The organism is Corallococcus sp. AB011P (genome assembly GCF_003611605.1).
In the GTDB taxonomy this organism is placed as follows: Bacteria; Myxococcota; Myxococcia; order Myxococcales; family Myxococcaceae; genus Corallococcus; species Corallococcus coralloides.
This window is the reverse complement of the sequence record NZ_RAVX01000003.1, coordinates 877,660-901,981: the sequence shown is the minus strand read 5'-3', so window position 1 is coordinate 901,981 and position 24,322 is coordinate 877,660. Positions and strand designations below refer to the sequence as shown.

26 protein-coding genes are annotated in these 24,322 nt (G+C 69.4%); 1 reads left to right on the top strand and 25 read right to left on the bottom strand.

The window, feature by feature from the left end:
* Positions 1 to 87: 87 nt before the first annotated feature.
* The 24 genes from D7X30_RS13300 to sppA form a co-directional block, all read right to left on the bottom strand.
* Positions 88 to 882 (bottom strand): DedA family protein, encoded by a 795-nt coding sequence (locus D7X30_RS13300; protein ID WP_120563252.1) that lies wholly within the window; start codon positions 880 to 882, stop codon positions 88 to 90.
* A gap of 306 nt (positions 883 to 1,188) precedes the next feature.
* Positions 1,189 to 1,659 (bottom strand): cyclic nucleotide-binding domain-containing protein, encoded by a 471-nt coding sequence (locus D7X30_RS13295; protein WP_120563251.1) that lies wholly within the window; start codon positions 1,657 to 1,659, stop codon positions 1,189 to 1,191.
* Positions 1,660 to 1,691: 32 nt separating this feature from the next.
* The gene (locus D7X30_RS13290) at positions 1,692 to 2,207 is read right to left on the bottom strand and encodes a gamma carbonic anhydrase family protein (RefSeq protein WP_120563250.1); all 516 of its coding nucleotides are present in this window, start codon (positions 2,205 to 2,207) and stop codon (positions 1,692 to 1,694) included.
* A 36-nt stretch (positions 2,208 to 2,243) separates the two neighbouring features.
* Positions 2,244 to 3,629 (bottom strand): tRNA (N6-isopentenyl adenosine(37)-C2)-methylthiotransferase MiaB, encoded by a 1,386-nt coding sequence (miaB, locus tag D7X30_RS13285; RefSeq protein WP_120563249.1) that lies wholly within the window; start codon positions 3,627 to 3,629, stop codon positions 2,244 to 2,246.
* Between the two features lie 73 nt (positions 3,630 to 3,702).
* Positions 3,703 to 4,218, bottom strand: coding sequence for a hypothetical protein (locus D7X30_RS13280; protein ID WP_120563248.1), 516 nt, complete (start codon positions 4,216 to 4,218; stop codon positions 3,703 to 3,705).
* Positions 4,219 to 4,247: 29 nt separating this feature from the next.
* A complete protein-coding gene (locus D7X30_RS13275) occupies positions 4,248 to 5,645 on the bottom strand; it encodes a VWA domain-containing protein (protein WP_120563247.1) in 1,398 nt (465 codons plus the stop codon).
* A 6-nt stretch (positions 5,646 to 5,651) separates the two neighbouring features.
* Positions 5,652 to 6,947, bottom strand: a complete 1,296-nt coding sequence (locus tag D7X30_RS13270) for a class I SAM-dependent RNA methyltransferase (RefSeq protein ID WP_120563246.1) — start codon at positions 6,945 to 6,947, stop codon at positions 5,652 to 5,654.
* 39 nt (positions 6,948 to 6,986) lie between these two features.
* Positions 6,987 to 7,379: a TIGR02266 family protein gene (locus tag D7X30_RS13265; protein WP_120563245.1), complete on the bottom strand. Its 393-nt coding sequence runs from the start codon at positions 7,377 to 7,379 to the stop codon at positions 6,987 to 6,989.
* A gap of 76 nt (positions 7,380 to 7,455) precedes the next feature.
* Positions 7,456 to 8,118, bottom strand: a complete 663-nt coding sequence (locus tag D7X30_RS13260; protein WP_014397005.1) for a CoA transferase subunit B — start codon at positions 8,116 to 8,118, stop codon at positions 7,456 to 7,458.
* A 3-nt stretch (positions 8,119 to 8,121) separates the two neighbouring features.
* Positions 8,122 to 8,823, bottom strand: coding sequence for a CoA transferase subunit A (locus D7X30_RS13255; protein WP_120563244.1), 702 nt, complete (start codon positions 8,821 to 8,823; stop codon positions 8,122 to 8,124).
* Positions 8,824 to 8,835: 12 nt separating this feature from the next.
* Positions 8,836 to 10,017, bottom strand: coding sequence for an acetyl-CoA C-acetyltransferase (locus D7X30_RS13250; RefSeq protein WP_120563243.1), 1,182 nt, complete (start codon positions 10,015 to 10,017; stop codon positions 8,836 to 8,838).
* 148 nt (positions 10,018 to 10,165) lie between these two features.
* Entirely contained in the window at positions 10,166 to 11,872 is a 1,707-nt protein-coding gene (locus D7X30_RS13245; RefSeq protein WP_120563302.1) for a 30S ribosomal protein S1, read from the bottom strand.
* 271 nt (positions 11,873 to 12,143) lie between these two features.
* Complete coding sequence (locus D7X30_RS13240) at positions 12,144 to 13,289, bottom strand: acyl-CoA dehydrogenase family protein (protein ID WP_120563242.1); 1,146 nt, start codon at positions 13,287 to 13,289, stop codon at positions 12,144 to 12,146.
* Between the two features lie 17 nt (positions 13,290 to 13,306).
* Positions 13,307 to 13,774 (bottom strand): AgmX/PglI C-terminal domain-containing protein, encoded by a 468-nt coding sequence (locus D7X30_RS13235; protein WP_120563241.1) that lies wholly within the window; start codon positions 13,772 to 13,774, stop codon positions 13,307 to 13,309.
* 10 nt (positions 13,775 to 13,784) lie between these two features.
* A complete protein-coding gene (locus tag D7X30_RS13230; protein ID WP_120563240.1) occupies positions 13,785 to 14,927 on the bottom strand; it encodes an acyl-CoA dehydrogenase in 1,143 nt (380 codons plus the stop codon).
* 35 nt (positions 14,928 to 14,962) lie between these two features.
* A complete protein-coding gene (locus D7X30_RS13225) occupies positions 14,963 to 15,586 on the bottom strand; it encodes a hypothetical protein (protein WP_120563239.1) in 624 nt (207 codons plus the stop codon).
* A gap of 1 nt (position 15,587) precedes the next feature.
* Positions 15,588 to 16,364 carry an enoyl-CoA hydratase-related protein gene (locus tag D7X30_RS13220; RefSeq protein ID WP_120563238.1) on the bottom strand — a complete coding sequence of 259 codons (777 nt, stop codon included), beginning with the start codon at positions 16,362 to 16,364 and terminating at the stop codon, positions 15,588 to 15,590.
* 24 nt (positions 16,365 to 16,388) lie between these two features.
* The gene (locus D7X30_RS13215; protein ID WP_120563237.1) at positions 16,389 to 17,237 is read right to left on the bottom strand and encodes a 3-hydroxyacyl-CoA dehydrogenase family protein; all 849 of its coding nucleotides are present in this window, start codon (positions 17,235 to 17,237) and stop codon (positions 16,389 to 16,391) included.
* A gap of 59 nt (positions 17,238 to 17,296) precedes the next feature.
* Positions 17,297 to 17,737: a hypothetical protein gene (locus D7X30_RS13210; RefSeq protein ID WP_120563236.1), complete on the bottom strand. Its 441-nt coding sequence runs from the start codon at positions 17,735 to 17,737 to the stop codon at positions 17,297 to 17,299.
* Between the two features lie 4 nt (positions 17,738 to 17,741).
* Positions 17,742 to 18,251 carry a hypothetical protein gene (locus D7X30_RS13205; protein ID WP_120563235.1) on the bottom strand — a complete coding sequence of 170 codons (510 nt, stop codon included), beginning with the start codon at positions 18,249 to 18,251 and terminating at the stop codon, positions 17,742 to 17,744.
* 27 nt (positions 18,252 to 18,278) lie between these two features.
* Entirely contained in the window at positions 18,279 to 19,361 is a 1,083-nt protein-coding gene (apbC, locus tag D7X30_RS13200; RefSeq protein WP_120563234.1) for an iron-sulfur cluster carrier protein ApbC, read from the bottom strand.
* A 154-nt stretch (positions 19,362 to 19,515) separates the two neighbouring features.
* Positions 19,516 to 20,118: a hypothetical protein gene (locus D7X30_RS13195; protein ID WP_120563233.1), complete on the bottom strand. Its 603-nt coding sequence runs from the start codon at positions 20,116 to 20,118 to the stop codon at positions 19,516 to 19,518.
* A gap of 93 nt (positions 20,119 to 20,211) precedes the next feature.
* A complete protein-coding gene (locus D7X30_RS13190) occupies positions 20,212 to 20,961 on the bottom strand; it encodes a zf-TFIIB domain-containing protein (protein WP_158619255.1) in 750 nt (249 codons plus the stop codon).
* Between the two features lie 54 nt (positions 20,962 to 21,015).
* Complete coding sequence (sppA, locus tag D7X30_RS13185; protein WP_120563231.1) at positions 21,016 to 22,707, bottom strand: signal peptide peptidase SppA; 1,692 nt, start codon at positions 22,705 to 22,707, stop codon at positions 21,016 to 21,018.
* A gap of 79 nt (positions 22,708 to 22,786) precedes the next feature.
* Between sppA and D7X30_RS13180 the strand changes: the two genes are divergently transcribed.
* Entirely contained in the window at positions 22,787 to 23,140 is a 354-nt protein-coding gene (locus D7X30_RS13180; RefSeq protein ID WP_120563230.1) for a hypothetical protein, read from the top strand.
* Positions 23,141 to 23,159: 19 nt separating this feature from the next.
* Here D7X30_RS13180 and D7X30_RS13175 read toward each other — a convergent pair whose 3' ends face one another.
* The gene (locus D7X30_RS13175; protein ID WP_120563229.1) at positions 23,160 to 24,236 is read right to left on the bottom strand and encodes an RNA 3'-terminal phosphate cyclase; all 1,077 of its coding nucleotides are present in this window, start codon (positions 24,234 to 24,236) and stop codon (positions 23,160 to 23,162) included.
* Positions 24,237 to 24,322: the final 86 nt, after the last annotated feature.

The window sequence follows — 24,322 nt, the reverse complement described above, 5'->3', positions numbered from 1 at the left end:
CGTAACCCCCGCAGGCCCGCAACGAAGAACCCCGCTCCCTCCTTCGAGGGGGCGGGGTCCGTGAACCACGTCACCGCTGCACGGTGACTACTTGTGCGCGTTCAGGTCCGGCTCGGACGCGGGCGCCTTGTCGGCGGGCACGTCGAAGAAGGCGCCGGGGCTGGCCGCGCGCGTGGGCGACATGCTGTTCTCCAGCGTCTCCGGCACGGGCGGCAGGGCCACCTGCGTCACTTGCTCCTTGGCGGCAGCCTCGGCCTTGAGCTTCGCGTTCTTGCGGCGGCGGTACAGGAAGTAGCCCACCGCCAGCACCGCCAGCGACCCCAGCACCACGACCTGGCCGTCCTTCAGCTTGCGGATGACCATGTCCAGCTCGCCACCGAAGTGGAACCCGAGCCACACGAACACCGGCGCGGACAGCAGCGCCGCCAGGCCGTCCCAGAAGATGAAGCGCCAGTAGGACATGTGCACGGAGCCCGCAGTGAAGTACGTCACCGCGCGCACGCCCGGCATGAAGCGCGCGATCATCACGATCTTCTGGCCGTGCGTGACGAAGAGCGACTCCACCTTCGCCCGCTTCTCCGGCGTGACGATCTTGGAGAAGAACCCCCCACCCTTCGCCCCCGGGTCGCGCCCCAGCTTCGTGCCCAGCCGGCGCCCCGCCAGGTAGATGAGGCTGTCACCCACCAGGATGCCGAAGAACCCCACCGCCATCATCACCGGCAGGTTGGCCGCGCCCTTGTGCGCCAGGAACCCACCGAGGATGAGCGAGATGTCCTCCGGCAGAGGCACGCCCAGCCCGCACGCCACCAGGATGGCGAACACGGACAGATAGGCGAAGAGGCCCTGGGAGCTACCGAGCAGGTTGGTGAGCAGTTCGTCCACGCGTCGTTCCGTCCAATCACTTCCCGAAGGGCCGCTCGGCAACCACCCGGGCCAGCCCGTCCATCACCCAGCCATCAACCGGGTGCGGCAGTTGAAAACTCCGGCCGCCCAGCTTCCCACCTCAAGCGTCCGCGCCACATCACGAAAGCCGCCGGCCGTATGTCTACCCATACCTACGGTGTGCGACAGCCTGGGAGCCCGGAGGGGCTCCAGGCGAGCACAGTAACCACCTCCGGTGCGGGTGGCAGGACCGTTCGCCCTTCCGGCCTCCCGGCATGAGCCCGGCGCCACCTGTCCGACAGCCGGTCAGGTTCCCGGGGCCCGCGCCACCAGCGTGCGCAGCATGTCCCGGTTGTCCCGGGCCTTCGCGCCGAAGTGGCTGACGATGCCCATCAACAGCTTGATGCAGGCCTGCGGCTTCTGCGCGAGCAGCTTCTGGAAGTCCGCCGCGCGGATCTCCAGCGCCAGCACGTCCGTCTGGGCCGTGGCCGAGCACAGCCGCTCGCCCTTCTGCACGAGCGCCAGTTCGCCCAGGGGCTCACCGACGGTCACCTCGCCCAGGGGCACGTCCTCGCCCGAGGGGCTCCGGGCGCTCAGCCGCACCGTGCCCTCACCGACAATCAGCAGCGAGTCCCCCGCTTTGCCCTCGGTGAACAAGGCCGTCCCCTTGGGGTAGGCGCGCGACACGGCCGCCGCCGCGAAGATGGAGATGCCGGTGTCGGTGAAGCCCTTGAAGAGCGGGCAGGCCTTCAGGGTCGTCTCTGGGGCGAGCGCCATGGGGTGTTCCTAACACGCACAACGCGGCCGCGTCAGCGGCTGGCGCGGTGTTCGGCGGCGGTGTGCACGTAGTGGAGGGCGGACTGCACCAGGAACTCGCGTTCGCCGTCGTGGATGGGGCGCTTCACCTTGCCAGGCGAGCCCACCACCAGCGACCCCGGGGGAATCTTCGTCCCGGGCGTCAGCAGCGTGCCGGCGCCGATGATGCAGTCGTCCCCCACCTCCACGCCGTCCATCAGGATGGCGCCCATGCCCACCAGCACCCGGTGGCCCACGACGCACCCGTGGAGGATGACCCGGTGGCCCACCGTGCAGTCGTCGCCCACCGTCGTCGAGTCACCCTGGCTGGTGACGTGGATCATGGTGAGGTCCTGGATGTTGGTGCGCTTGCCGATGCGGATGGAGTTCACGTCCCCGCGCAGCACGGAGTTGAACCAGATGGACGAGTCCTCGCCCAGCTCCACATCGCCCACCACCTGGGCGGAGTCCTCGATGAAGCAGCTCGGATGGACGCGGGGGGACACCCCGCGAAACGGCTTCAACGGCATGGTGGCACCTCCGACGGCGGGACTGCGGCGGAGGCGTCAGGCCTCCGCCGGGACATGCAACGGCAAGGGCAGCTCCACCGGCGGCGGCGCCACGGTGGGGGCCTGGAGCACCGCCACCTGCTTGCCCGCGAGCTGGTTGGGCGTGGCGCGCTCCACGTGCACCGTCACGATGGAGCCCGCGGGAGCATCGCCCTCGAAGTTCACCGTGCGGTTCTCCGGCGTGCGGCCGAAGCGCTTGGTGGCGTCGTAGCGCGAACGGCCCTCCACCAGCACCTCCACGTCCAGGCCCACCTGCGCCTGCGTGTACTCGCCGCTGATGCGCCGCTGCAGCTTCTGCAGCCGCTCCAGCCGGGCCACCTTCACCTCGTGCGGGATGGGGCCCCAGTCCTTCTCGCGCAGCGCGGCGCCCGTCTTGGGGCGCGGGCTGTACACGAAGGAGAACTGGTTGTCGTACTTCACCCGTTCGGTGAGCTGCATCGTCATCTCGAACTCTTCCTCGGTCTCACCGGGGAAGCCCACGATGATGTCCGTGGTGATGGCGATGCCGGGCCGCGCGGCGCGCAGCTTCTCCAGCCGCTCCATGTACTGCTCGACGGTGTAGTCGCGGCGCATCATCTTCAGGATGCGGTCGCTGCCACACTGCACCGGCAGGTGGAAGTGCGGGGCAATCTTGGGCTGCACGCGGAACGCTTCGATCAGCTCGTCCGACAGGTCATGCGGGTGGCTCGTCGTGAAGCGCACGCGCTCGATGCCCGGCACCTCCGCGGTGCGCAGGAGCAGCTGGGCGAAGCTGATGCCGCCCTGGTACGAGTTGACGTTCTGGCCAATGAGCGTGACTTCACGCAGGCCCACGCCGGCCAGGTCCGCCACCTCGTTGAGCACGTCCGGGAAGTTGCGGCTCACCTCGCGGCCACGGGTGTGCGGGACGATGCAGAACGAGCAGACGTTGTCGCAGCCCTTCATCACGGTGACGAACTCGGTCACCTTGCCGCGGGACGTCTCCGCGTCGGCGCGCGGGAAGACGTACTCCTCGGAGTCCACGAAGGCCGTCTCCACCACGCGCTCGCGGGCGTCCTGCACGCGGGCAATCACTTCCGGCAGCTTCGCGATGTTGTCCGGGCCGAAGACGAAGTCCAGGTACGGGACCTTCTTGAGCAGCTTGTCCTTCTCCTGCTGGGCCACGCAGCCGCCCACGCCCAGGATGGCGCCCCGGCTGGCCTTCACGGCGCGGTAGCGCCCCAGCGCGGACAGCATCTTGTCCTCGGCCTTCTCCCGGATGGAGCAGGTGTTGAGGATGATGAGGTCCGCGTTGTCCGGCTCCGGCGTGGGGACGTAGGACATCTTCGACAACGCTTCGCTCATGCGGAGCGAGTCGTTGACGTTCATCTGGCAGCCGAAGGTGTGGATGAAGTAGCGCTTCATGGGTGGGCCTTGAAGGAAAACGGGCCGTTATGGAACGCCCGGACGCGGAATGCAACCGGGCGGACACGCCGGGTCATCCCCGGCTGAGCACCTTCTGGAGCCGGGTGTGCAGGGCCACCAGCTCCGCCTCGTGCTCCCGGAGCAGGGCCACCGTCTCCACGCCGTACCGCCGGCCCAGGGCGTCCGTCTCCCGCTCCTGCTTCACCAGCTCGTCCTGGACGCGCTTCTTCACCTCGTCCACCTCCGGCCCGGAGCGGGACTCCAGCTCCGTCAGCTTCGAGCGGAGCCGCTGCACGGTCCACCGCCGGCCGCCGAAGGCCCGGAGGACGGCGCTCCCCCACTCCGCCGCCTTCACGTCCAGGCCGCTGGTCTCCAGCGCCGCCTTCGCCGCGCCGGCCATGGCCTCCGGGCTGGCGTCCGCCTCCACATGCGACAGGAAGGTCTCCTGGTAGCGGACCAGCTGGTCGAGCAGCGCCTTGTCCACCGGCCGTGACGCCATGCGCAGCGTGCGGTCGTCGGCGGCGTCGAAGTCCGGACCGGTCTCCACGTTGGGGACGTCCTGGTAGTCGTCGAAGAAGGACGGGGCCATGGGGGCGCTCCTCGGGTGCGAAAGGGTTTTCAAACGGGGACGAGCTGTTCCGCGATGCGGGCCAGGTCCGACACGGAGGTGACGACCACGGCCTGGGTGCAGTGCTTCTCGTAGGTGAGCATCTCGCTGTCGCCGATGCCCCAATTGCCCCGGTCCTCGGGGCAGATCCACAGCACGCGCTTGGCCTTGCGCTTCAGGTCCTTCAGGGCCCAGGCGTTGCTCGCGTTGTAGTTGTTGCGGCCGTCGCCAATGATCATCACGGTGGTGCGGCGCGTGATGCTGCCCAGGTGGTCGCGCGTGAAGTCCGCCAGCGCACGGCCGTAGTTGGAGTTGGAGCTCATGGACACGGTGCGCCCGGCGGTCGCCGCGTCGATGGCCTCGCTCACGTCCAGGTCCTTGAAGAACTGCGTCACCTCGCCCACGTCGGACACGAAGACGAACGAGCGCACGCGCACGAACAGCGACTGCAGCGTGTGCATGAACAGCAGCATCATCCGGGACGCGTTGCGCACGGAGTCGGACACGTCGCAGAGCACCACCAGCTCCGGGCGCTCCGGCCGGCGCGTGCGGAACACGGGCACCATGGGGATGCCGTCCCACGGCATGTTCCGGCGCAGCGTGCGCTGGGCGTGAAGCGACCCGCGCCGGTGCGAGCGCTGCTTGCGGATCATCCGGCTCTTGAGCTTCTCCGCCAGCGTGCGCACGGCGGCCTCCATCTGGTCCACCTCCGCCTGCGTGAGCAGGTGCAGCGGCTTCTCCGTGACGGAGTCCGTGCGCCGGCGGATGCGAGCCTCGGACTGACGCTTCACCTCCGCGCGAGCGGCGTCTTCAATCTTGCGCATGGCCGCGGCCACGTGGCGCGAGACGATCTCCACGCCCTCGGCGTGCAGCCCGCGAGCCTTCAGCTCGTCCTCCATCGCCTTGAGGTCGGACCGGGCCCGCTCCATGCCCGCGCCCGCGAGCATCCGCCGCGTGAAGAACCCCGTCTGCAGCGGGCTCTCCAGCTGCCCCAGGTCCAGTTGGAGCGACGCCTGACGGAAGATCTGCGCCAGCCGCGCGCGGTCACCCGCGAGGATGGCCTGCGCGAGCGGGGACATCTCCGGCGCCAGCAGGTTCATCTGGTAGATGACCATCTTCAGCAGGTCGCCTTCCAGGTAGCCCTCGTCCTCCAGCTGCTTCGCCAGCGACTTGTCGATGGCCTCGAACGTGCGGGCCGCGCCGGAGAAGAAGAAGTCGAACGCGCGGCGGAACGTCTCCACGTCCAGCTCGCGCTTCACCAGCGTGGCGCGCAGCACGGAGCGGAACAGGCTCCGGTCCTGGACGCCCACTTCCGCCGTGGCGCGCAGGGCGTCCTGCACCTCGGACGTGCTGACGCGCACGCCGTTCTGGCGGAGGACCTCGGCGAACTCGACGATGCGGGCGTCCATGGCGCGTCAGGCTCCCCGTTCGAACGACATCACCGCTTCCACGTGGTGCGTCTGAGGGAACATGTCCACCACCTGGAGCGCCACCGGCTTGTAACCGGCCTCCACCAACCCCGCCGCGTCACGCGCCAGCGAGGCCGGGTCGCACGCCACGTAGACGACCCGGCGCACGTTCAAGGCGCGCATCCACTTCGCCAGGCCCGGCGCTCCGGCCCGAGGCGGATCCGCGAGGCACAGGTCGAACGAACGCCCCTCCGCCACCAAGCCGTCGCACACCTTGCGCGCGTCGCCCTGGACGAAGCGCACGTTGGCCACCCCACCCTCGCGAGCACTCCGCTGCGCCAGCTCCACGCCCACCGGGGACGACTCCACGCCCAGCACCGACCCGGCCGTGCCCGCCAGGGGGAACGTGAAGTTGCCGTTGCCGGAGTACAGCTCCAGCACGGAGTCCGTCTCCTTCGCGCCCAGCTCGTACAGGGCCGCCGTGACGAGCCCCACGTTGGCCTCCGCGTGCGCCTGCGCGAACGCATCCGGCCGCAGGTACACCGGCACCTCGGGGCGCAGCGGGGACAGCGAGCGCAGCACCGGCCGGCCGATGAGCCGCGCCGAGCCCTCCTTCGGCACCAGCACCGCGCCCTCCAACCGCAGCGCGCGCACAGCGGCCTCCGCGGCCTCCAGGTGCCGCGCCGTCACCTGTCCGCTGAGGTTCACCGCGAACGCGGCCTTGTCGCCCTCGGCCAGCAGCAGCACCTCCTCGGTGTCCTTGGCCAGCGGCTTGAGCAGCGGGGCCAGCTTCCCGGGCAGCGCAGTGAGCACGGGCGTGAGCGCGGGGCAGACGTCCACGGGGATGCGCTCATGCGTGCGCCGGCCGAAGTAGCCGAGCGCCCCCTTCCCCGCCCCGTGCAGCACCGCGCGGCGGCGGTAGCCCCAGTCCCGAGGCGCCACCATCAACGGCCGCACGGTGAAGGCCGTGCGCTTCAAGCGGCCCAGGTGCTCCAGGGTGGAGAGGACGATCTCCTGCTTCGCGGACCGCTGCGCCGGGACGGACAGCTCCAGCCAGTCACAGCCGCCGCACGCGTCGGACAGGACGCAGCGCGACGACACGCGCTCCGCACCGTCCGTCAGCACCTGGCCCAACAGGCCGCGCAGGACCTTGCCCTGGGCCTCCAGGCGCACGCGCACGGTGTCGCCGGGGAAGGCGCCCGGCACGAAGACGGTGCGCCCCTCCCACTGGGCCACGCCCTCGCCAAGCTGGCCCAGCCGTTCAATCGTCAGTTCAATGGGGGATTCGGGCAGCGTCGTCATCGCAGGCGCACTCGCGGGGGCCGCCTGTGTGGGGCCGCCCTACTTCCGGGTCGCACTGCCACGCTCGTCCGCCGGCAGGGCTTCCCGCAGGCGCTCCACGAACGCTTCGATGCGCGACCGCTTCTCGTCGTCAACGTCCAGGAACTCCACCGCCATCCCCGGCACCTCGGAGCCCGGCGTCCCCTGGGGGTTGGTGCGGGTCACCTTCCCGGACAGGTCCACCGGGAAGCTGGCGCCCGGCAGCGACACCAACAGGCGCACCACCGTGCCCACAGGCAGCGGCTGCGGCGTGTTGATGTAGAGCCCGCCGCGCGACAGGTTCACCGCCCAGTCCGTCACGAAGCCCGCCACCGTGCGGTACGCCACGGGCAGCTCATGGTCGATGCGGTGCGCGCGAGGCGCGGGAACAGGCTTCTCCGAAGTGTCGGCCATGACGTACTCCGCTCTCCGGGGGGATGGTGGCTTCCGTCCCACTCGGGGAGACGGAAGCGCACCCTAGCACTCCACGTCAGGCCTGGAACTTCATCTCGCGCAGGTCGGGCGCGATCTTCAGCTTCGGCTCGGTGAGCTGCTGCACCCGTTCCACCGTCAGTCCGGGTGCCAGCTCGCGGAGGACCAGTCCCTCCGGCGTCACGTCGATGAACGCGTGGTCCGTGACGATGTGGTGCACGCACTTGAGGCCGGTCAGCGGCAGCGAGCACTTCTTCAGGATCTTGGGCTGCCCGTCCTTGTTGGCGTGCTCCATGGCCACGTAGATGCGCTTGGCACCCACGGCCAGGTCCATGGCGCCGCCCATGCCCTTCACCATCTTGCCGGGGATCATCCAGTTGGCCAGGTCACCCTCTTCGCTGACCTCCATGGCGCCCAGCACGGCCAGGTCGATGTGGCCGCCGCGGATCATCCCGAAGGACAGCGCGGAGTCGAAGAAGGCGGAGCCCTTCACCACCGTCACCGTCTCCTTGCCCGCGTTGATGAGATCCGGATCCTCGCTCCCCTCCTCCGGATACGGCCCGATGCCGAGCAGGCCGTTCTCCGACTGGAGCACCACCTCCACCCCGTGCGGGATGTAGTTGGGCACGAGCGTGGGGATGCCGATGCCCAGGTTCACGTAGAAGCCGTCCTTCAGCTCCTGGGCGATGCGCTGCGCGATCTGTTCACGAGTCAGGGGCATGGCTCAGGACGCCTTCTTGCGGACGGTCCGCCGCTCGATCCACTTCTGGAGGTTCTGCGCCTGCACGATGCGGTGCACGAAGATGCTCGGGATGTGCACCAGGTCCGGGTCCAGCTCGCCCGGCTGCACGATGTGCTCCGCCTCCACGATGGTGACCTTGGCGGCCATGCACATCATGGGGGTGAAGTTCCGAGCCGTCTTGTGGAACACCAGGTTGCCCCAGGTGTCCGCCTTCCATGCATGGACGATGGCGAAGTCGGCCTTCAGCGGCGTCTCCAGGACGTGGAGCCGCCCGTCGATCATGCGCGACTCCTTGCCCTCCGCCACCTGGGTGCCCGCGCCCGTCGGCGTGAAGAACCCGCCGATGCCGCAGCCCCCTGCGCGGATGCGCTCCGCGAGCGTGCCCTGCGGGTTCAGCTCCACCTCCAGCTCACCGGAGAGGAACTGCCGCTCGAACTCCTTGTTCTCCCCCACGTAGCTGGCGACCATCTTCTTCACCTGCTTGTTCTGCAGGAGGATGCCCAGCCCCAGCTCCGTGGTGCCGCAGTTGTTGGAGATGATGGTGAGGCCCTTCACGTTCTTCTTGTGCAGGGCCGTGATGAGGTTCTCGGGGTTGCCGCACAGCCCGAACCCACCACTCATGAGAGTGATGTTGTCCGGGATGTCGGCGACCGCCTCATCCGCGCTCGCGTAGACCTTGTTCATGCGGTCAGGTCCTCAGCGCTCGACCATCAGCGCGATGCCTTCGCCGCCGCCGATGCAGAGCGACGCCACGCCGCGCTTCTTGTCCTGGTCCTTCATCGTATGGAGCAGCGTGACGAGCACGCGAGCGCCGGACGCGCCAATCGGGTGGCCCAGCACCACCGCGCCGCCGCGCACGTTCACCTTGGACGGGTCCAGGCCGAGGATCTTGTTGTTGGCGATGGACACCACGGAGAAGGCCTCGTTGATCTCCCAGAGGTCCACGTCCTTGGCCGTCACGTTCTGCTTCGTGAGCAGCGTGTTGATGGCGTCCGCCGGCGCGATGGTGAACTCCACCGGCTTGCGGGCGGCCTGCGCGTAGCCCTTGATGCGGCCCAGGATGGTGCGGCCTTCGGCCTTCGCCTTCTCCTCGCTCATCAGCACCAGCGCCGCGGCGCCGTCGTTGATGGAGGACGCGTTGGCGGCCGTCACGGTGCCGTCCTTCTTGAACACCGGCTTCAGGCCCGGGATCTTGTCCGGCTTGGCGTTCTTGGGGCCCTCGTCCTCGGAGACGGTGGTGAACTCATCCGGCTTCTTGCCCGGAATCTGGACGGGGACGATCTCCGCCGCGAACAGGCCTTCCTTCTGGGACTGGATGGCGCGGCGCGTGGACTCCAGCGCGAACTCGTCCTGCTGCGCGCGGCTGATGCCCTGGGAGGTGGCGCACTCCTCGGCACAGTTGCCCATGTGGACGTTGCCGTACACGTCCCAGAGGCCGTCGGAGATCATCGCGTCCTTGAACTCCACGTTGCCCATGCGGGAACCGCCGCGCATGGTGTGGCTCAGGTAGGGCGCGTTGGACATGGACTCCATGCCACCCGCGACGACGACGTCCGCGTCACCCAGGGCGATGGACTGCGCCGCGGCGATGACGGCCTTGAGGCCGGAGCCACAGACCTTGTTCAGCGTGACGGCCGGGACGGACTCCGGGAGGCCCGCGAAGATGGTGGCCTGACGCGCGGGAGCCTGGCCCACGCCCGCCTGCAGGACGCAGCCCATGATGACCTCCTGCACGGCCTCCGGCTTCACGCCCGCGCGCTCCAGCGCCGCCTTGATGGCGATGGCGCCCAGCTGGGGAGCGGTGAGCTTGGACAGCGCTCCCTGGAAGGAGCCGATGGGGGTACGGGCCGCGCCCACGATGACGACTTCACGAGCCATGGAATTGCCTCCTGGAGAGGGAACCGTCTGTAAAAGAGAAAAGCGCCGGAGAGGCACTTATCACGGGCGCTTTCCGCCGAATCAAATGGAAACGGCCGGGCTCCCACTGGGGAACCCGGCCGCTATTCACGTCAAGACGTTGGGCTGATTACTTCTTCAGCTTGGAGGCCATGACGTCGCCCAGGCGGGCCTTGGAACCCTCGGCCTGCTTGCGCAGGTACTCGCGGTAGTCCTCGCCCTCGCCGATGAGCGCCTTGATGGACAGCGCCACCTTGCGGTCCGGGGTGTTGATGTCGATGAGCTTCACCTCGACATCCTGGCCCTCGCTCACCACGTCGCGGGGGTTCTCCACGCGCTCTTCCTTCAGCTCGGAGACGTGGACGAGGCCCTCGATGCCCGGCTCGATCTCCACGAACGCGCCGAAGTCGGTGACCTTGGTGACCTTGCCCTTCACGCGGCTGCCCACGGGCAGGCGCTCGGACAGCGTCTCCCAGGGGTCCGGCTGGAGCTGCTTGATGCCCAGGCTGAAGCGCTCGTTCTCGACGTCGATGTTGAGGACCACCGCCTCGACCTCGTCGCCCTTCTTGAACATCTCGCCCGGGTGCTTGATGCGCTGGGTCCAGGAGATGTCGGACACGTGCACCAGGCCGTCCACGCCCTCCTCGACGCCGACGAACACGCCGAAGTCGGTGACGTTGCGGATCTGGCCCTTGATGACGGAGCCGATCGGGTACTTGTCCTCGAGCAGCGTCCAGGGGTTCTGCTCGATCTGCTTCATGCCCAGCGCGATGCGCTTGGCCTTCGGATCGATGTCGAGGACGACGGCCTCCACCGTCTGGCCGACCTCCAGGATCTTGGACGGGTGCTTGAGGCGCTTGGTCCAGGACATCTCGGACACGTGCACCAGGCCCTCCACGCCCTGCTCGATCTCGATGAACGCGCCGTAGTCCGTGATGGACACGACCTTGCCGGCGACGCGGGTACCGACGGGGTACTTCTCGTCGGCGCGGTGCCACGGGTCCTCCTGGATCTGCTTGAGGCCCAGGCTGACGCGCTCCTGCGCGGGGTCGAACTTGAGGACGACGACGCGCACTTCGTCACCGACGTTGAACATCTCGCTGGGGTGACCGATGCGGCCCCAGGACATGTCGGTGATGTGCAGCAGGCCGTCGATGCCGCCGAGGTCGATGAAGGCGCCGTAGTCCGTGAGGTTCTTGACCACGCCCTTGAGGACCGCACCCTCCTTGAGGTTCTTGAGGGTCTCCTTCTTCATCTCCTCGCGCTGCTTCTCCAGCAGCACGCGGCGAGAGAGGACGATGTTGCCGCGCTTCTTGTTGAACTTGATGACCTTGAACTCGAATTCCTTCGAGATGTACTGGTCAAGGTTGCGCACAGGGCGGATGTCGACCTGGGAGCCGGGCAGGAACGCCTTCACGCCGATGTCGACGGAGAGGCCACCCTTCACGCGACCGACGATGGTGCCCTTGACGATCTCATCACGCTCGCAAGCGGCGGAGATCTCGTCCCAGATGCGCATCTTGTCGGCCTTCTCCTTGGAGAGGACGACCATGCCGGTGTCGTTCTCGCGGCTCTCCAGGAGGACCTCGACGGGGTCACCGGCCTTCACGGTGACTTCGCCGCGGGGGTTGGTGAACTCGGAGATCGGGACCTGACCCTCGGACTTGTAGCCGATGTCCACGATCGCGAAATCCTTCGTCACCTGCACGACCGTGCCCTTGACGATCTCGCCTTCCTTCAGGATTCCGTCGCCGCCACGCTCCTTGAGCGAGGCCTCGAACATCGCCGCGAAGTCTTCGTCACCGCCGTCGATCTGCTGGTTCACGTTCTGCTGCATGAATGGGAAGTCCTTGGAACGGTACAACTGCCCCCTGTTTGAATGGGTGCGCGGCCGCCTGCGGGGAGCGACGGGAGACCGCGGGTGTCCCCTGAATGGGGACGCAAGGCTGGCTGGAAGCCGCGCACCCTAGACACCTGGGTTTACAGGAGTCAAGCGGTGCACCGCCCCAAGTGGTGATCCGTGTTCTATGAACGCCCGGCCGCGTCCGCATCTGTCCTACCCGGCCGGTGCCCCCTGCTCGCTCGCCCCGTGTGGGACAAGTGGAGCGCTACCCCTCGCGCCGGAATGTCTCCCGGGCGATGACCATCCGCTGCACCTCGCTGGTGCCTTCGTAGATGGTCTGCACGCGCGCATCCCGGAAGTAACGCTCGACCGGGAACTCGTCGATGTAACCGTAACCACCGTGCAGCTGCACGGCCTTGTCCGCGACCTTGTTGCTCATCTCGCTGGCGAAGAGCTTCGCCATGGAGGCCTCGCGGGTGAACGGCTGGCCGGCCTCCTTGAGGGCGGCCGCGCGCAGGGTGAGCAGCTCGGCGGCGTCCAGCTGGGTGCGCATGTCCGCCATCATGAAGCGCGGGCCCTGCATGTCCGCCACGGCCTGGCCAAAGGCCTTGCGGTCCTTGGTGTAGGACACAGCCGCTTCCAGCGCCGCGCGGCCGGTGCCGCACGCCTGCGCCGCGATGCCAATGCGCCCGCCGTCCAGCGCCATCATGGCCAGGCGGAACCCGTCGCCCTCCTTGCCCAGGAGGTTCTCCGCGGGGACTTCGCAGTCCTCGAAGGTGAGCCCCACGGTGTTGGACGCGCGCAGGCCCATCTTGTCCTCGTGCTTGCCCACGTGGAGGCCCTTGGCGCCGCCCTCCACGATGAAGCAGGACAGGCCCTTGTTGCCGGCCTGGCCCGTGCGGGCCCACACGACGATGACACCCGCGTAGGCGCCGGAGGTGATCCACTGCTTGCTGCCGTTGAGCACGTACTTGTCGCCGCGCTTCGTGGCGGTGGTGCGCATGGCGCCCGGGTCGGAGCCCGCGTGCGGCTCGCTCAGGGCGAACGCGCCGACGATGGCCTCACCGGAGGTGATGCGCGTGACGTACTTCTCCCGCTGCGCGTCGGTGCCCACCGCGTGGATGAGCTCCCCGCACATGTTGGTGACGGCCATGGCCACGGACACGGAGGCGTCCGCGGCGGCCATCTCCATCATGGCCAGCGCGTAGGACACGACGCCGGCCTCGGCGCCGCCGTACTTGCCCGGCAGGTTCACGCCCAGCAGGCCCACTTCGGCCAGGGCCTTGAAGACTTCCGGGTCGAAGCGCTCCTCGCGGTCCGCCGCGCGGGCGTGCGGGGCCACACGCTCGCGGGCGAACTTGCGAGCGGTGTCACGGATGAGCGTCTGGGTCTCGCTGAGGTCGAAGTTCACGGGCGCGGGTGTCCTGCTTACTCAATGGCCTTGAGGTTGAACGGGTACTCGATGGGGTGCTCGCGGCCGTCCGGGGGCTTGGGGAAGTCCATGGACGACAGCACCGCCACCACGCAGTCGTTGAGGCCCGCGTCCTTCAGCGTGCTGCCGTGCTTGTCGATCTTCGCGCTGCGCACGGTGCCATCGGCGGTGATGGTGAAGGTGGTGCGCAGGAGGCCCTCCACCTTCTTGTCCTTCTCCACCATGTGGTCCTCGTAGCACTCCTGGATCCGAGGCATGTGGTGGGCAATCACCTGGCGGATGGAGTCCGGGGTGAAGGGCAGCCTGCTCACGTCCAGCCCGTCGTCCTTCTTCGGAGCGGGCGTCGTGGCCGGGGCCGCGGGAGCCGCCGTCGCGGCCTTCTTCTTCGACGAGCCCTGGGCGAGCGCCAGCGGAGACGCCAGGCCCAGGGACAGGAACAGCACGGGGAGGAGCGCGCGCTTCATGGCCGGGTGACTACTCCTTCAGCAGGTTGGCGGAGATGACGATGCGCTGGATCTCGCTCGTCCCCTCGTAGATTTCGGTGATGCGCGCGTCGCGCACGTGGCGCTCGGCGTCCATCTCCTTGCTGTAGCCCATGCCGCCGTGGATCTGCAGGGCCTTGTTGGCCACGCGGCTGGCCATCTCGCTGGCGTAGAGCTTGGCCATGGCGCTCTCCGGGCTGTGGCGCACGCCCTTGTCCTTCATCAGCGCCGCGCGCCACACGAGCAGGCGGGCCGCGTCGATCTCCATGGCCATGTCCGCGATCATGAACTGGATGGCCTGGTGGTCGCGGATGGGCTTGCCGAACGTCTTGCGCTCGCCCGAGTAGCGCACCGCCTCCTCGAAGGCCGCGCGCGCGATGCCCAGCGCCTGGGACGCGATGCCGATGCGGCCGCCGTCCAGGGTGGACATGGCGACCTTGAAGCCCTCGCCCTCCTTGCCCAGGCGGTACTTCTCCGGCACGCGCATGTCCTCGAAGAACATGGAGCAGGACCAGGCGGCGCTGATGCCCATCTTCTTGTCGGGCTCCGCCCGGGTGAAGCCGGGGGTGTTGGTGGGCACGAGGAACGCGGTGATGCCCTTGTTGCCCGCTTCCCTGTTCGTCATCGTGATGAGGACGATGGCGTCGGCCTTGGGGCCGTTGGTGATCCAGTTCTTGGAGCCGTTGATGATGTACTCGTCGCCCCGCTTCACGGCGACGGTCTTCTGGGCGGCGGCGTCGCTGCCGGCCTCCGGCTCCGTCAGGCCGAAGCAGCCGAGCTTCTCCCCGCTGGCGAAGGGCTTGAGGAACTGCTCCTTCTGCTCGGGGGTGCCGAACTTGGACACCGGGTCGCAGTAGAGCGAGTTGTTCACGCTCATGATCACGCCGGTGGAGGCGCAGCCGCGCGAAATCTCCTCCATGGCGATGGCGTAGCAGACGTTGTCCAGGCCCGCGCCGCCCCACTCCTCCGGCACCGCGATGCCCAGCAGGGACAGCTCCGCCAGCTTCTTCACCGCGTCCGTGGGCCACGCGTGCTGTTCGTCCCACTTGCGGGCGTTGGGGATGAGCTCCTTGGCGGCGAACTCGCGGCACAGCCGCTGGATCTCGCGCTGGATGTCGGTCAGCTCGAAGTTCATGGTGGACCTCCCATAGTACGGGGTCCGCCCCGGGGCTACTCCGAAGACGCCCCCCCATCCCCGGGAGCAGGAATCCGGGTCCCAAAGAACATCGCCAGCGGCACCGTCACGTCGAAGGACACGTCCGTGCGAGCCCCCGAGTCCGTCCACGTCCTGCGCACCACCACCGACACCGTCCAGGGTTGGGTGTCCCGGTGTCTTTCAATCAAATCGTAGGTGAGCCCCACCCCAGCCACCCCGCCCTTCCCGTCCCCGCCCCACACGCCCGCCCCCTCGGCCAGGACGCCGAAGCGGTACGCGTCCGGGAAGGCGTACACGCGGGCCCCGGCGAGCATGCGGAAGGTGGATGGCCGCAGCCGCAGCTGGGGCTCCACGAAGGGCGACAGGATGAGCGTGGGACCCAACACGCCGGGTACGTCCAGCGGCGGCGAGGCCCAGGGATGGATGGGCCAGGACAGCACCCAGTGGGCGCCATCGCCCCACTCGCGGCGGAGGTCCGGGATGGCGGGCTCCAGGAAGCACAGCGTGTAGAGGCACAGCGTGCGCTTCCAGGACACCAGGGCCGGGGCGCGGGGCTCCTGCTCGGAAACCTCCTCCGCCCGGGCCGGCGGCGCGGCCAGGAAGCACAGCAGGCTCCCGGCCGAGACCGCGTGCTTCACGTCACTTGCCCTGGAAGTTGGCCGGACGCTTGGCCAGGAACGCGGCCATGCCCTCGCGCTGATCCTCCGAACCGAAGAGGACCGCGAAGCCCTGGCGCTCCAGCTCGTTGGCGGCGCGCAGGTCCTGATCCGCGCCGTACTCCACCACGCGCTTGGCCTGGGCCACCGCGAGCGGGCCGTTCTTGAGGATCTTCTCCGCCACCGCGCGGCAGTGGGACATGAGCTGATCCGGGGGCAGCACCTCCAGCACCAGGCCGATCTCCTTCGCCTTCGCCGCGTCGATGCGGTCCGCGGTGAAGAGCAGCTCCTTCGCGCGGGCACGTCCCAGCAGGCGCGTGAGGCGCTGCGTGCCGCCGAAGCCCGGGATGACGCCCAGGGTGACTTCCGGCACGCCCAGCTTGGCCTTCTCCGACGCGTAGATGAGGTCGCAGCCCAGGGCCAGCTCCAGGCCGCCGCCCAGCGCGAAGCCGTTCACGGCCGCGATGGTGGGGATGGGCAGGTTCTCCAGGTGCTCGAAGACGCGGTGGCCCAGGGCGGAGAACTCACGCGCCTGCGCGGCGCTGATGGTGGACATCTCCGCGATGTCCGCGCCCGCGACGAAGGCCTTCTCGCCGCCGCCGGTGACGATGAGCGCGCGCGTGTCCTCCTTCAGCGAGTTGAGCGCGTGCTCCATCTCGTGGAACGTGGCGCTGTTGAGCGCGTTCATCGCCTTGGGGCGATCCACGGTGAGGATGGCGAGCGCGCCGTCCTTCTCGAACTTGATGTTCTGGTAGTCCATGTGCGTGTGGGCTCCTGGAGGGGGCTAGTACTTGTAGAAGCCGCGGCCGGACTTCTTGCCGTACCAGCCGGCGTCCACGTACTGACGCAGCAGCGGACACGGGCGGTACTTGGAGTCGCCCAGGCCCTTGTGCAGGACCTCGGCGATGTAGAGCACCGTGTCCAGGCCGATGAAGTCCGCCAGCTGTAGCGGGCCCATGGGCTGGTTGGTGCCCAGCTTCATCGCGGTGTCGATGTCCTCCGCGGTGCCCAGGCCCTCCATCAGCGCGAAGCAGGCCTCGTTGAGCATGGGGATGAGGATGCGGTTGACGATGAAGCCCGGGTAGTCCTTGGAGACCACCGTCGTCTTGCCCATGCGCTCGGCCATCGTGCGGATGGTGGCGTAGGTCTCGTCGCTGGTCGCCGCGCCGCGGATCAGCTCCACCAGCTGCATCACCGGCACGGGGTTCATGAAGTGCATCCCGATGACGGACTCGGGGCGCTTCGTGGCCGCGGCGATGCGGGTGATGGGGATGGAGGACGTGTTGGTGGCGAGGATGCCGCCGGGGCGGACCACCTCGTCCAGCTCCAGGAAGATGCGGCGCTTGAGGTCCTCGTTCTCCGTGACGGCCTCGATGGCGACGTCCACGTCCTTCGCGTCGCGCGCGCTGGTGAAGGTGGCCAGGTTCGCTTCGGCGGCCTGCTGCTTCGCCGCGTCCAGCTTGCCCTTCTCCACCAGCTTCTTCAGGCCGGCCTTGATGCGGTCCGCGCCCTTGGCGAGTCCGTCCTTGTTGACGTCCACCAGCGACACGCGCAGGCCCGCCTGGAGCGCCACCTGCGCGATGCCCGCGCCCATCTGCCCTGCACCGACGACGACGATGTGTTCCGTTGCCATGGCGTCTTCTCTCCTGTGCCGGCGGCCATAACGCACGCCCCCAGGAGGGTCAACGCCGGTCAACGACTGGCGGCGGGGAGGCGCAACTGGCGGACGATGGCCTCACCCTCGCCCACCGTGAGCCGCTCCTCCAGGCGCACGCGCGGCTCGCGCCCCTCCACCTTCACGAACAGGAGCGCGCGGACGGTGCCCTCCGGCAGGCGCATCTTGAACGTCACCTCCGGGGGCGGGCCGTTCGCGAAGAAGCGCTCCTCTCGCTTGAGGATGTGCTCCTCGTCGTCCAGCACCTGGAGGTCCACGGCGCGCACGCTGCTCCAGCCGTCGCCGGTGAGCTGGAAGATGAGCTGACGCTCCGGCAGGTCCGTGGCCTTCCACAGCCACAGCCCCACCGCCACGATGGCGATGAGCGCCAGCCGCTTGGGCAGCGGGTGCGTGCGCCAGGTGGGGCGCGGCTTGTCGGGGGCTGGAGCCGGAGCTTCCGGCGTGGGTGCTTCCGCCACGTCCCTACTCCCGCTTCGAGCGCTTGGAGGCCGGCCGGCGCGCGTTCACGTCCGTGATGACCACGCGCGCGGTGGGCGCCTCAGCGGCCTTCTTGTGGGCCTTGGGGGGATGCTCCGGCGCGGGCGCCTCTTCCGCCTTCTCCGACGGCACCAGGCGGATCTGCGCCTTCACCTCCACCGTCATGCCGGAGAGCAGCTTGAGGAACTCGTCGCGCAGCTTCTCCGACTGCATGAAGCGGCGCAGCTCTTCCGTGACGACGCGGCTGATGTCGTCCTTGGTCTTCTCCGCCTGGGAGAGGAGGAAGCCCAGCGCCTCCTTGGGCAGCTTGAGCTGGCCGGCGAGGGCCCGGATGCCCTCCTCGCCCATGAAGACCGCGCCCATGCCGGCCACCGCCATGCGCCGCACGAAGTCCGGCACGAAGCCGCCCGAGCGGTTCTCCCGGCCGGGCTGCTGCTCCGAGTCGTCATCGAACAGCGGATCAGGCGGGAGGTCGTCGTTGCCGGCCGGGGCCATGCGGTCTCCTTACACTTCGGTTGAGCCCTACCGGGCCTGCATCACCGGCAGGGGCACGCTCTTCATGGTCTGCGCGGACACGCGGCCCGCCACTGCGCGAGCGACTTCCTGGAAGGCCTGCGCCTCCGGGCTGTCCTTGTGCCCCACCACCACCGGTACGCCGGAGTCTCCCGCCTCACGCACCTTGAGGTCGAGCGGGATCTCCCCCAGGAATGGGATGCCGAACATCTCCGCCGCCTTGTGCCCGCCGCCGTGGTTGAAGATGGGCGTGCTCTTGTTGCAGTGCGGGCAGATGAACTGGCTCATGTTCTCCACGATGCCCAGCACCGGGATGTGGACCTTGTCGAACATCTGCTTGGCGCGCACCACGTCCGCCAGCGCCACGTCCTGCGGCGTCGTCACCAGCACCGCGCCCGCGGCCCGCACGGACTGGGACAGCGTCAGCGCCACGTCGCCCGTGCCCGGGGGCAGGTCCAGGATGAGGTAGTCCAGCTCCCCCCAGTTCACGTCGCGCACCAGCTGCATGAGGGCGCCGTGGAGCATGGGGCCGCGCCAGATGAGCGCCTGATCCGCCTCCACCAGGAAGCCGATGGACATGATCTTCAGGCCGTGGGCGACCAGCGGATCCAGCGTCTTGCCGTTGGGGCTCACCGGGCGCTTGTCCGCGGTGCCAGTCATCAGTGGCACGGAGGGGCCGTAGAAGTCCGCGTCCAGCAGGCCCACCTTGGCGCCGTGCTGCGCGAGCGACGTGGCCAGGTTCACCGCCACCGTGCTCTTGCCCACGCCGCCCTTGCCGGCGCCCACGAGCAGGATGTTCTTCACGCCCGGCAAGAGCGCCCCGCCGGAGCCCCCGGCGACGCCGCGCACCTGGGCGCCCCACTCGATGTCGAAGGACTTCAGGCCCGGCACCGCCTTGAGCGCGGCTTCCGCGTCCGCCTGGATCTTCCCCTTCATGGGACACGCGGGCGTGGTCAGCTCGATCTTCAGCTTCACCGTGTCACCGGTGACGCGCACGTCCTTCACCATCCCGGCCTTCACCAGGTCGACGTGCAGCTCGGGATCGATCACCTTCGACATGGCCGTCATCACATCGGCCTGGGACACGCTCATCGGAACACCTGAAACCTTTTGAAAACGGGCGTTTGCACGCTCGAAGGGGGGCGGAGATTGCCAGCACTCCGGGGGCTGTCAACGTCGTTTAACGCACATGTCCGGAGGCCGCCCGGCCTTCCTCCGGCCCTGGATCGCGCCCGGCTTCTGGCCCTCATTCGATGGCTGCCACCCGGTACTCGCCATCCTCCAGCACCAGCCGCACCGCGCGCTCGCCGCCCAGGGGGAACAGCGCCTCGCCCGCCGCCACGCGCACGTGGGTGTTGAGGGCCAGCCGGGCGCGGCGCAGGCGCTCCTTCGCCAGGGGCTCGCGCTCGAAGTCCTCTCGCAGGCGCTCCGGCGTGTAGCGGGCCCTCAGCGGCGAGGCGAGCAGGCCCCACGCGCCCCTCCAGTCGCGGGACTCCACCTCGTCCAGGAACTTCTTCAGCGCCGCGCGGGGCACGTCCGCGGGGCGGGACTCCACCACGCGCCAGTCCTCGCCCTGGCGGGCCAGCGTGACGGACGGGGCCCGAGCCTCCAGCACGCCCGTGCCTGCCCGGACGGCGGCGGCGCGCTCCTTCCGGGCGGCCTCGACGGAGTACTCGTCCAGGAAGGCCCCCTCGCCCTCCGGGGCGCCGGTCGTCAGGTGGTAGGCGTCCGATAGCCGGTTCTCCTCCAAGGCCTTCGCGTACGCCTCCGCCACCGAAGCCGGTTCACGGGAGGCGGTGGCACAGGCGGTGCCCAGCAACAGGAGGCTCAGGGGGGCGAGGCGGGTCATCACTGGCGCGGCAGGGTAGACGCCGGCTCCGGGGCCGGCAATGCCCGGACGTCCTCCCTCTCCGTGCACCAGCGGGCGGGCTGCACGCCTGGGTCAGCGGCGCAACAGCCGGAATATCCATTCGACGATGTCCGCCAGGTCGACGCCGTCCGACGCGTCTTCCAGGTTCGGATAGTTGGACGGATCCCGGTCCTTCGGAAGGCTGTTGCCCGACACGGCGCCCTTCGGGCGGTGTTCGCGGCAGTAGAGGTCGCCGTTGTACGCGAACGCCTGAGGCACGGAGACCTGGATGCCGCAGTGGACGCAGGCCAGTGGGGAGAGCACGCCCAGTCCGCCCGAGGGCGAGTCCGACGGCGGCAGCGCGGCCGTGGAGCCTGGACCCTTCCACGGGTCCGCGCCCCCATCCGTCGCCGCGGCGACCTCCCAGCCCTTGGCCGTCACGGGCGGGGGCCTGGGGGCCGTCACGTCGGCGTTCTCCAGGGCCTCGAACTTGCCCGCGTCCAGCCAGGTGCCGCCGCAGTGCGTGCACAGGTCCACGTTGCACACGCGCGCGTTGACCATCGCCAGCCGCGCGCCGCAGCCGGGACAGCCCAGGGGCTCGCCGTGGCAGGTGGCACAGACAGCCATGGCGCGCGGGACCAGGTGCCCTCCCGCGCGGCATCGCGACGCCGCCTGCCTCGCCGCGGTCAGCAGCGGCTTGAGTGACGGCCGGTCCGGAAAGCGCTCCAGCTCCCCCCGGTCGAAGTACAGGCCGTGGCAGCGCGGACAGACGTCCACCTCCACGTCGGAGGCCTGGACGACGTTCATGGGCTGGCTGGGGCAGACCGGGCAGGAGCGGGCCATGCCGCGCATGCTAAAGGGCCGATCCGCTCAGAGAAAGGGTCGCGAACCGCGATCTCAATCGTCGAAGCGCCGGAAGGCCCTGCCGCCCTGGAGGCTCCAGGCCGCGGTGCAGAAGGCATACGTGGCCGGGTGCGCCGCGCCCATCAGCAGCTTGAGCAGGGACAGCTTCGCGCGTGCGTCTCCGTAACGCACCAGCTCGAAGTCGTCCGATGGGACGCGCGCCTCGTCCAGGGCGTGGCGGCAGACCTCCTCGAAGCCGCCGATGCGGTCCACCAACCCCGCCTCCTTCGCGCGCAGCCCCGAGTAGACGCGCCCCTCCGCGCGCTGGTGGATCTCCTCCTTCGTCCGGCCGCGCGCCTGGGCCACCAGCTCCAGGAAGGACTGGTAGCCCTCCTCCACCTCTCGCTCCAACGCGGCGCGCTCGTGCGGCGTGAAGCCCCGCGACGAGGAGAAGAAGGCCGCGTTCTCGCCCCGCGCCAGCGTGGTGCGGTGGATGCCCAGCTTCTCCAGCAGCTCGCCGTACTCGAACTTGCCCACGAAGATGCCGATGGAGCCCACGACGGCATGGGGCGCGGACCAGATCTCCTTCGCGCCGATGGCCGCCATGTAGCCGCCGCTCGCGCAGACCGAATCCACGTACGCGATGACGGGCTTCTGCTTCGCCAGGCGCTTCACGGCCTCCAATATCTGCTCGGACGCGAGCGCTGATCCGCCGGGGCTTCCCACCGCCAGCACCACCGCCTTCGCGCGCGGATCCCTCCCCGCCTTCCGCAGCGCCTTCACCACCGAGTCCGCCGCAGCGAACCGGCCCGCGCCGCCGCTGCCCGGGATGATGATGCCCGCCACGTCCACCACCGCCAGCCGGGGCTTGCGGCGCAGCCGGCGCCACTTCACCGGCGGGAACGCGAGCGTCGCCAGGTACGCGTCAAAAGTGGGCACCGGGGGCTCCTCGTCCTTCTTCGCCTCCAGGCCCAGGTGCGCGCCCAGGTCCGCCTCGTGGACCAGCCCGTCCACCAGCCCCGCCTCCAGCGCCCGCTTCGCGCTGTAGGGTCCTGAATCGATGAGCGCCTTCGCCTCCTCCGGCGTCTTGCCCCGGTCGCTGGAGATGGCCTCCACCAGCGCGGCGTAGCGCTCGTCCAGGAAGGACTCCAGCGTCTGGCGCTGGATGTCGGACACCTTGCCGTCCGTGAAGAGCTCCGGCGCCGTCTTGTAGTCGCCGCGCCGCGCGAAGTGCGCGTGGATGCCCACCCGCCCGAAGGCCTCGCCCAGCACGGTGGCCTCGGCGGCGTAGCCCACCAGCTCCACCCGGCCCATGGGGGCGAGCAGCACCTCGTCCGCCGCGCCCAGCACGGGGTAGGCGTCCGTGTCCACCATCACCGCCCAGGACACCACCCGCTTGCCGGCGGCCTGGAAGTCCGACAGCAGGGAACGCAGGGCCTGGCGCCTGGCGTCCCCGATGGCCAGTCCCTCCAGCTCCAGGAGGATGCCCTCGACCTTCGGGTCCGCGGCCAACACCTTGAGTGCGCGGCCCAACGCTTCCAGTGAGGTCACCGTGGCGGGCTCTGGCGTGGCGCCGCCGAAACGGAATCGTTGCACGGGGCGAGGGCGGTACAGGAGCTCGCCCGCGAGCCGGAAGCGGATCCACGTGGGTCGTTTGCGCGCCGCCATCAGACGAAAGGGCAGGCCCAGGAGCAGTCGCAGCCCCAGGAGAAGGTTCGTCAGGAGGAGGAAGGGAAGGCGGAGCATGCCGCGCGCGTAACGCCCCGCGCCGGGCGAAGCAACCCCTGTTCACCCGCGCCGGGAGGCTCTGTTAGGCTGAAGGCCCATGCCCTCCCCCTCCCTCCCCCGGCTTGTCCTCGTCCTCGCCCTTGTCTGGGGCGGCGCTGTCCTGGCGCAGCCCCAGCGCCGGCAGCCCCAGGAGTTCCAGAACCGCAAGGAGTTGACCCAGGAAGAGAAGGACGCCGCCAAGGCGCGCGCCATGGGCAACAACCTCAACGGTTACGGCAAGGACGTGCAGATCAAGGAGACGCCTGTCCCCTGGATGGCCATTGGCCTCGTGGGCATCGTCTTCCTGGTCGCCGCGCCCTTCGCCATCCGCGCCTACCGCGGCACCGTCAGGGACATGTCGGACTCCAACACCTTCGGCGCGCGCGGCAACGCCACCGAGGACGAGGCTTAAGCGCCCCGCCCTTCCCCACTCACGCCGGACGGACCTCCACGCTCCCACCCGGCTCCACCTGGATGTGCACCGGCAGGAAGCGCCGCAGCACCTCCGCCTGGACCGTCAGCTCGTCGGTGATGCGAGCGGCGGTGAACCGCGTGGTGCCCGGCGTCACCGCCCCCAGCCTCCCTGACGCCAGGAGCGCCGCCGGCAAGAGCAGCTGCTCCGCCAGGTGTTCGTCGAGCGCGCCGCCCGTCTCCATGAAGCGGGTCAGCGCCTCCGCCGCCTCGCGCCCCACCCCTTCGGCGTCCAGGCCCCGCTCGCCCAGTGACGTGAAGCCCGCCACGGTGTGCTCGAACTGCGCCAGCACGAAGGTCGCGGTGCCCTGTGAGCGTGTCACCGCCAGCGGCCGGTTGTCGGCTTCCGCCAGGATGCCCCGCTCGCGCAGCGCGGCCACCGCGGCGCGGGACTGACGCTCCGCCACCGCGAAGGGCAGCCCGCCCACGAAGGACATCACCCGTACCTCCCGCAGCACGCCGCGCGCGGGCAGGTCCACGCGCACGGGCGGTTCGGCCGGGGCGCCCACCTCCGCGGTGAACTCGCCCGCGCCTTCCGGAAGGAAGCCCGCGTGGGTGAGCGACAGCTGCACCGGCAGCCCGTACGCGCGCGCCACCGACTGCCACGCGCCGACGAGTGCGTGGAAGCTGGGCCCGCCCCGCAGGTGCGTGGCGCCTCTCAGCGTGAGCCGTCCTCCGCCCGCGAGCGCCAGCGGGTACACCAGGCACTGGAAGAGTTGGGGTGTGCTGCCGGACGCGCCGGCCTCCAGCAGGTAATCCCCCGCGCGCACCGGGCCGGGGGTGAAGCGAAGCTCCGTGGAGCCCACGGAGGCGCCTTCACTGGTGCCGCCGCTCAGCGCCTCCGCGCCGCGCACGTAGGCCAGGTGATGGGGACGCAGGCCCGGCGGGTCGCGGTGCTCGCGCAGCCCGCTGAGCTGGAAGGGACGGCCGGTGATGAGCGACAGGGACAGCGCGGAGCGGAGGACGTGGCCGCCCCCCTCCCCCAACTCTCCGTCGAGCAGCACCCGCCCGGCGTCGGGCCGGTCGTGACCGGTCATGTCCCTCCCGTCATGGCGCGTCGTGGCGCGCGGCCCGGCGAAGGGCCGCCCGCGTGGTGGCGGGCGCGCAGCCTAGCAGACCGCGC

Coding starts and splice junctions, on each gene's coding strand:
- D7X30_RS13245 (WP_120563302.1), bottom strand. CDS start 11,872: ATGCAGCAGAACGTGAACCAGCAGATCGACGGCGGTGACGAAGACTTC.
- D7X30_RS13295 (WP_120563251.1), bottom strand. CDS start 1,659: ATGGCGCTCGCCCCAGAGACGACCCTGAAGGCCTGCCCGCTCTTCAAG.
- D7X30_RS13175 (WP_120563229.1), bottom strand. CDS start 24,236: ATGACCGGTCACGACCGGCCCGACGCCGGGCGGGTGCTGCTCGACGGA.
- D7X30_RS13265 (WP_120563245.1), bottom strand. CDS start 7,379: ATGGCCGACACTTCGGAGAAGCCTGTTCCCGCGCCTCGCGCGCACCGC.
- apbC (WP_120563234.1), bottom strand. CDS start 19,361: ATGAGCGTGTCCCAGGCCGATGTGATGACGGCCATGTCGAAGGTGATC.
- D7X30_RS13215 (WP_120563237.1), bottom strand. CDS start 17,237: ATGGCAACGGAACACATCGTCGTCGTCGGTGCAGGGCAGATGGGCGCG.
- D7X30_RS13220 (WP_120563238.1), bottom strand. CDS start 16,364: ATGGACTACCAGAACATCAAGTTCGAGAAGGACGGCGCGCTCGCCATC.
- D7X30_RS13190 (WP_158619255.1), bottom strand. CDS start 20,961: ATGGCCCGCTCCTGCCCGGTCTGCCCCAGCCAGCCCATGAACGTCGTC.
- sppA (WP_120563231.1), bottom strand. CDS start 22,707: ATGCTCCGCCTTCCCTTCCTCCTCCTGACGAACCTTCTCCTGGGGCTG.
- miaB (WP_120563249.1), bottom strand. CDS start 3,629: ATGAAGCGCTACTTCATCCACACCTTCGGCTGCCAGATGAACGTCAAC.
- D7X30_RS13180 (WP_120563230.1), top strand. CDS start 22,787: ATGCCCTCCCCCTCCCTCCCCCGGCTTGTCCTCGTCCTCGCCCTTGTC.
- D7X30_RS13255 (WP_120563244.1), bottom strand. CDS start 8,823: ATGAACAAGGTCTACGCGAGCGCGGATGAGGCGGTCGCCGACATCCCG.
- D7X30_RS13205 (WP_120563235.1), bottom strand. CDS start 18,251: ATGGCCCCGGCCGGCAACGACGACCTCCCGCCTGATCCGCTGTTCGAT.
- D7X30_RS13235 (WP_120563241.1), bottom strand. CDS start 13,774: ATGAAGCGCGCGCTCCTCCCCGTGCTGTTCCTGTCCCTGGGCCTGGCG.
- D7X30_RS13250 (WP_120563243.1), bottom strand. CDS start 10,017: ATGGCTCGTGAAGTCGTCATCGTGGGCGCGGCCCGTACCCCCATCGGC.
- D7X30_RS13270 (WP_120563246.1), bottom strand. CDS start 6,947: ATGACGACGCTGCCCGAATCCCCCATTGAACTGACGATTGAACGGCTG.
- D7X30_RS13275 (WP_120563247.1), bottom strand. CDS start 5,645: ATGGACGCCCGCATCGTCGAGTTCGCCGAGGTCCTCCGCCAGAACGGC.
- D7X30_RS13290 (WP_120563250.1), bottom strand. CDS start 2,207: ATGCCGTTGAAGCCGTTTCGCGGGGTGTCCCCCCGCGTCCATCCGAGC.
- D7X30_RS13230 (WP_120563240.1), bottom strand. CDS start 14,927: ATGAACTTCGAGCTGACCGACATCCAGCGCGAGATCCAGCGGCTGTGC.
- D7X30_RS13280 (WP_120563248.1), bottom strand. CDS start 4,218: ATGGCCCCGTCCTTCTTCGACGACTACCAGGACGTCCCCAACGTGGAG.
- D7X30_RS13260 (WP_014397005.1), bottom strand. CDS start 8,118: ATGCCCCTGACTCGTGAACAGATCGCGCAGCGCATCGCCCAGGAGCTG.
- D7X30_RS13195 (WP_120563233.1), bottom strand. CDS start 20,118: ATGACCCGCCTCGCCCCCCTGAGCCTCCTGTTGCTGGGCACCGCCTGT.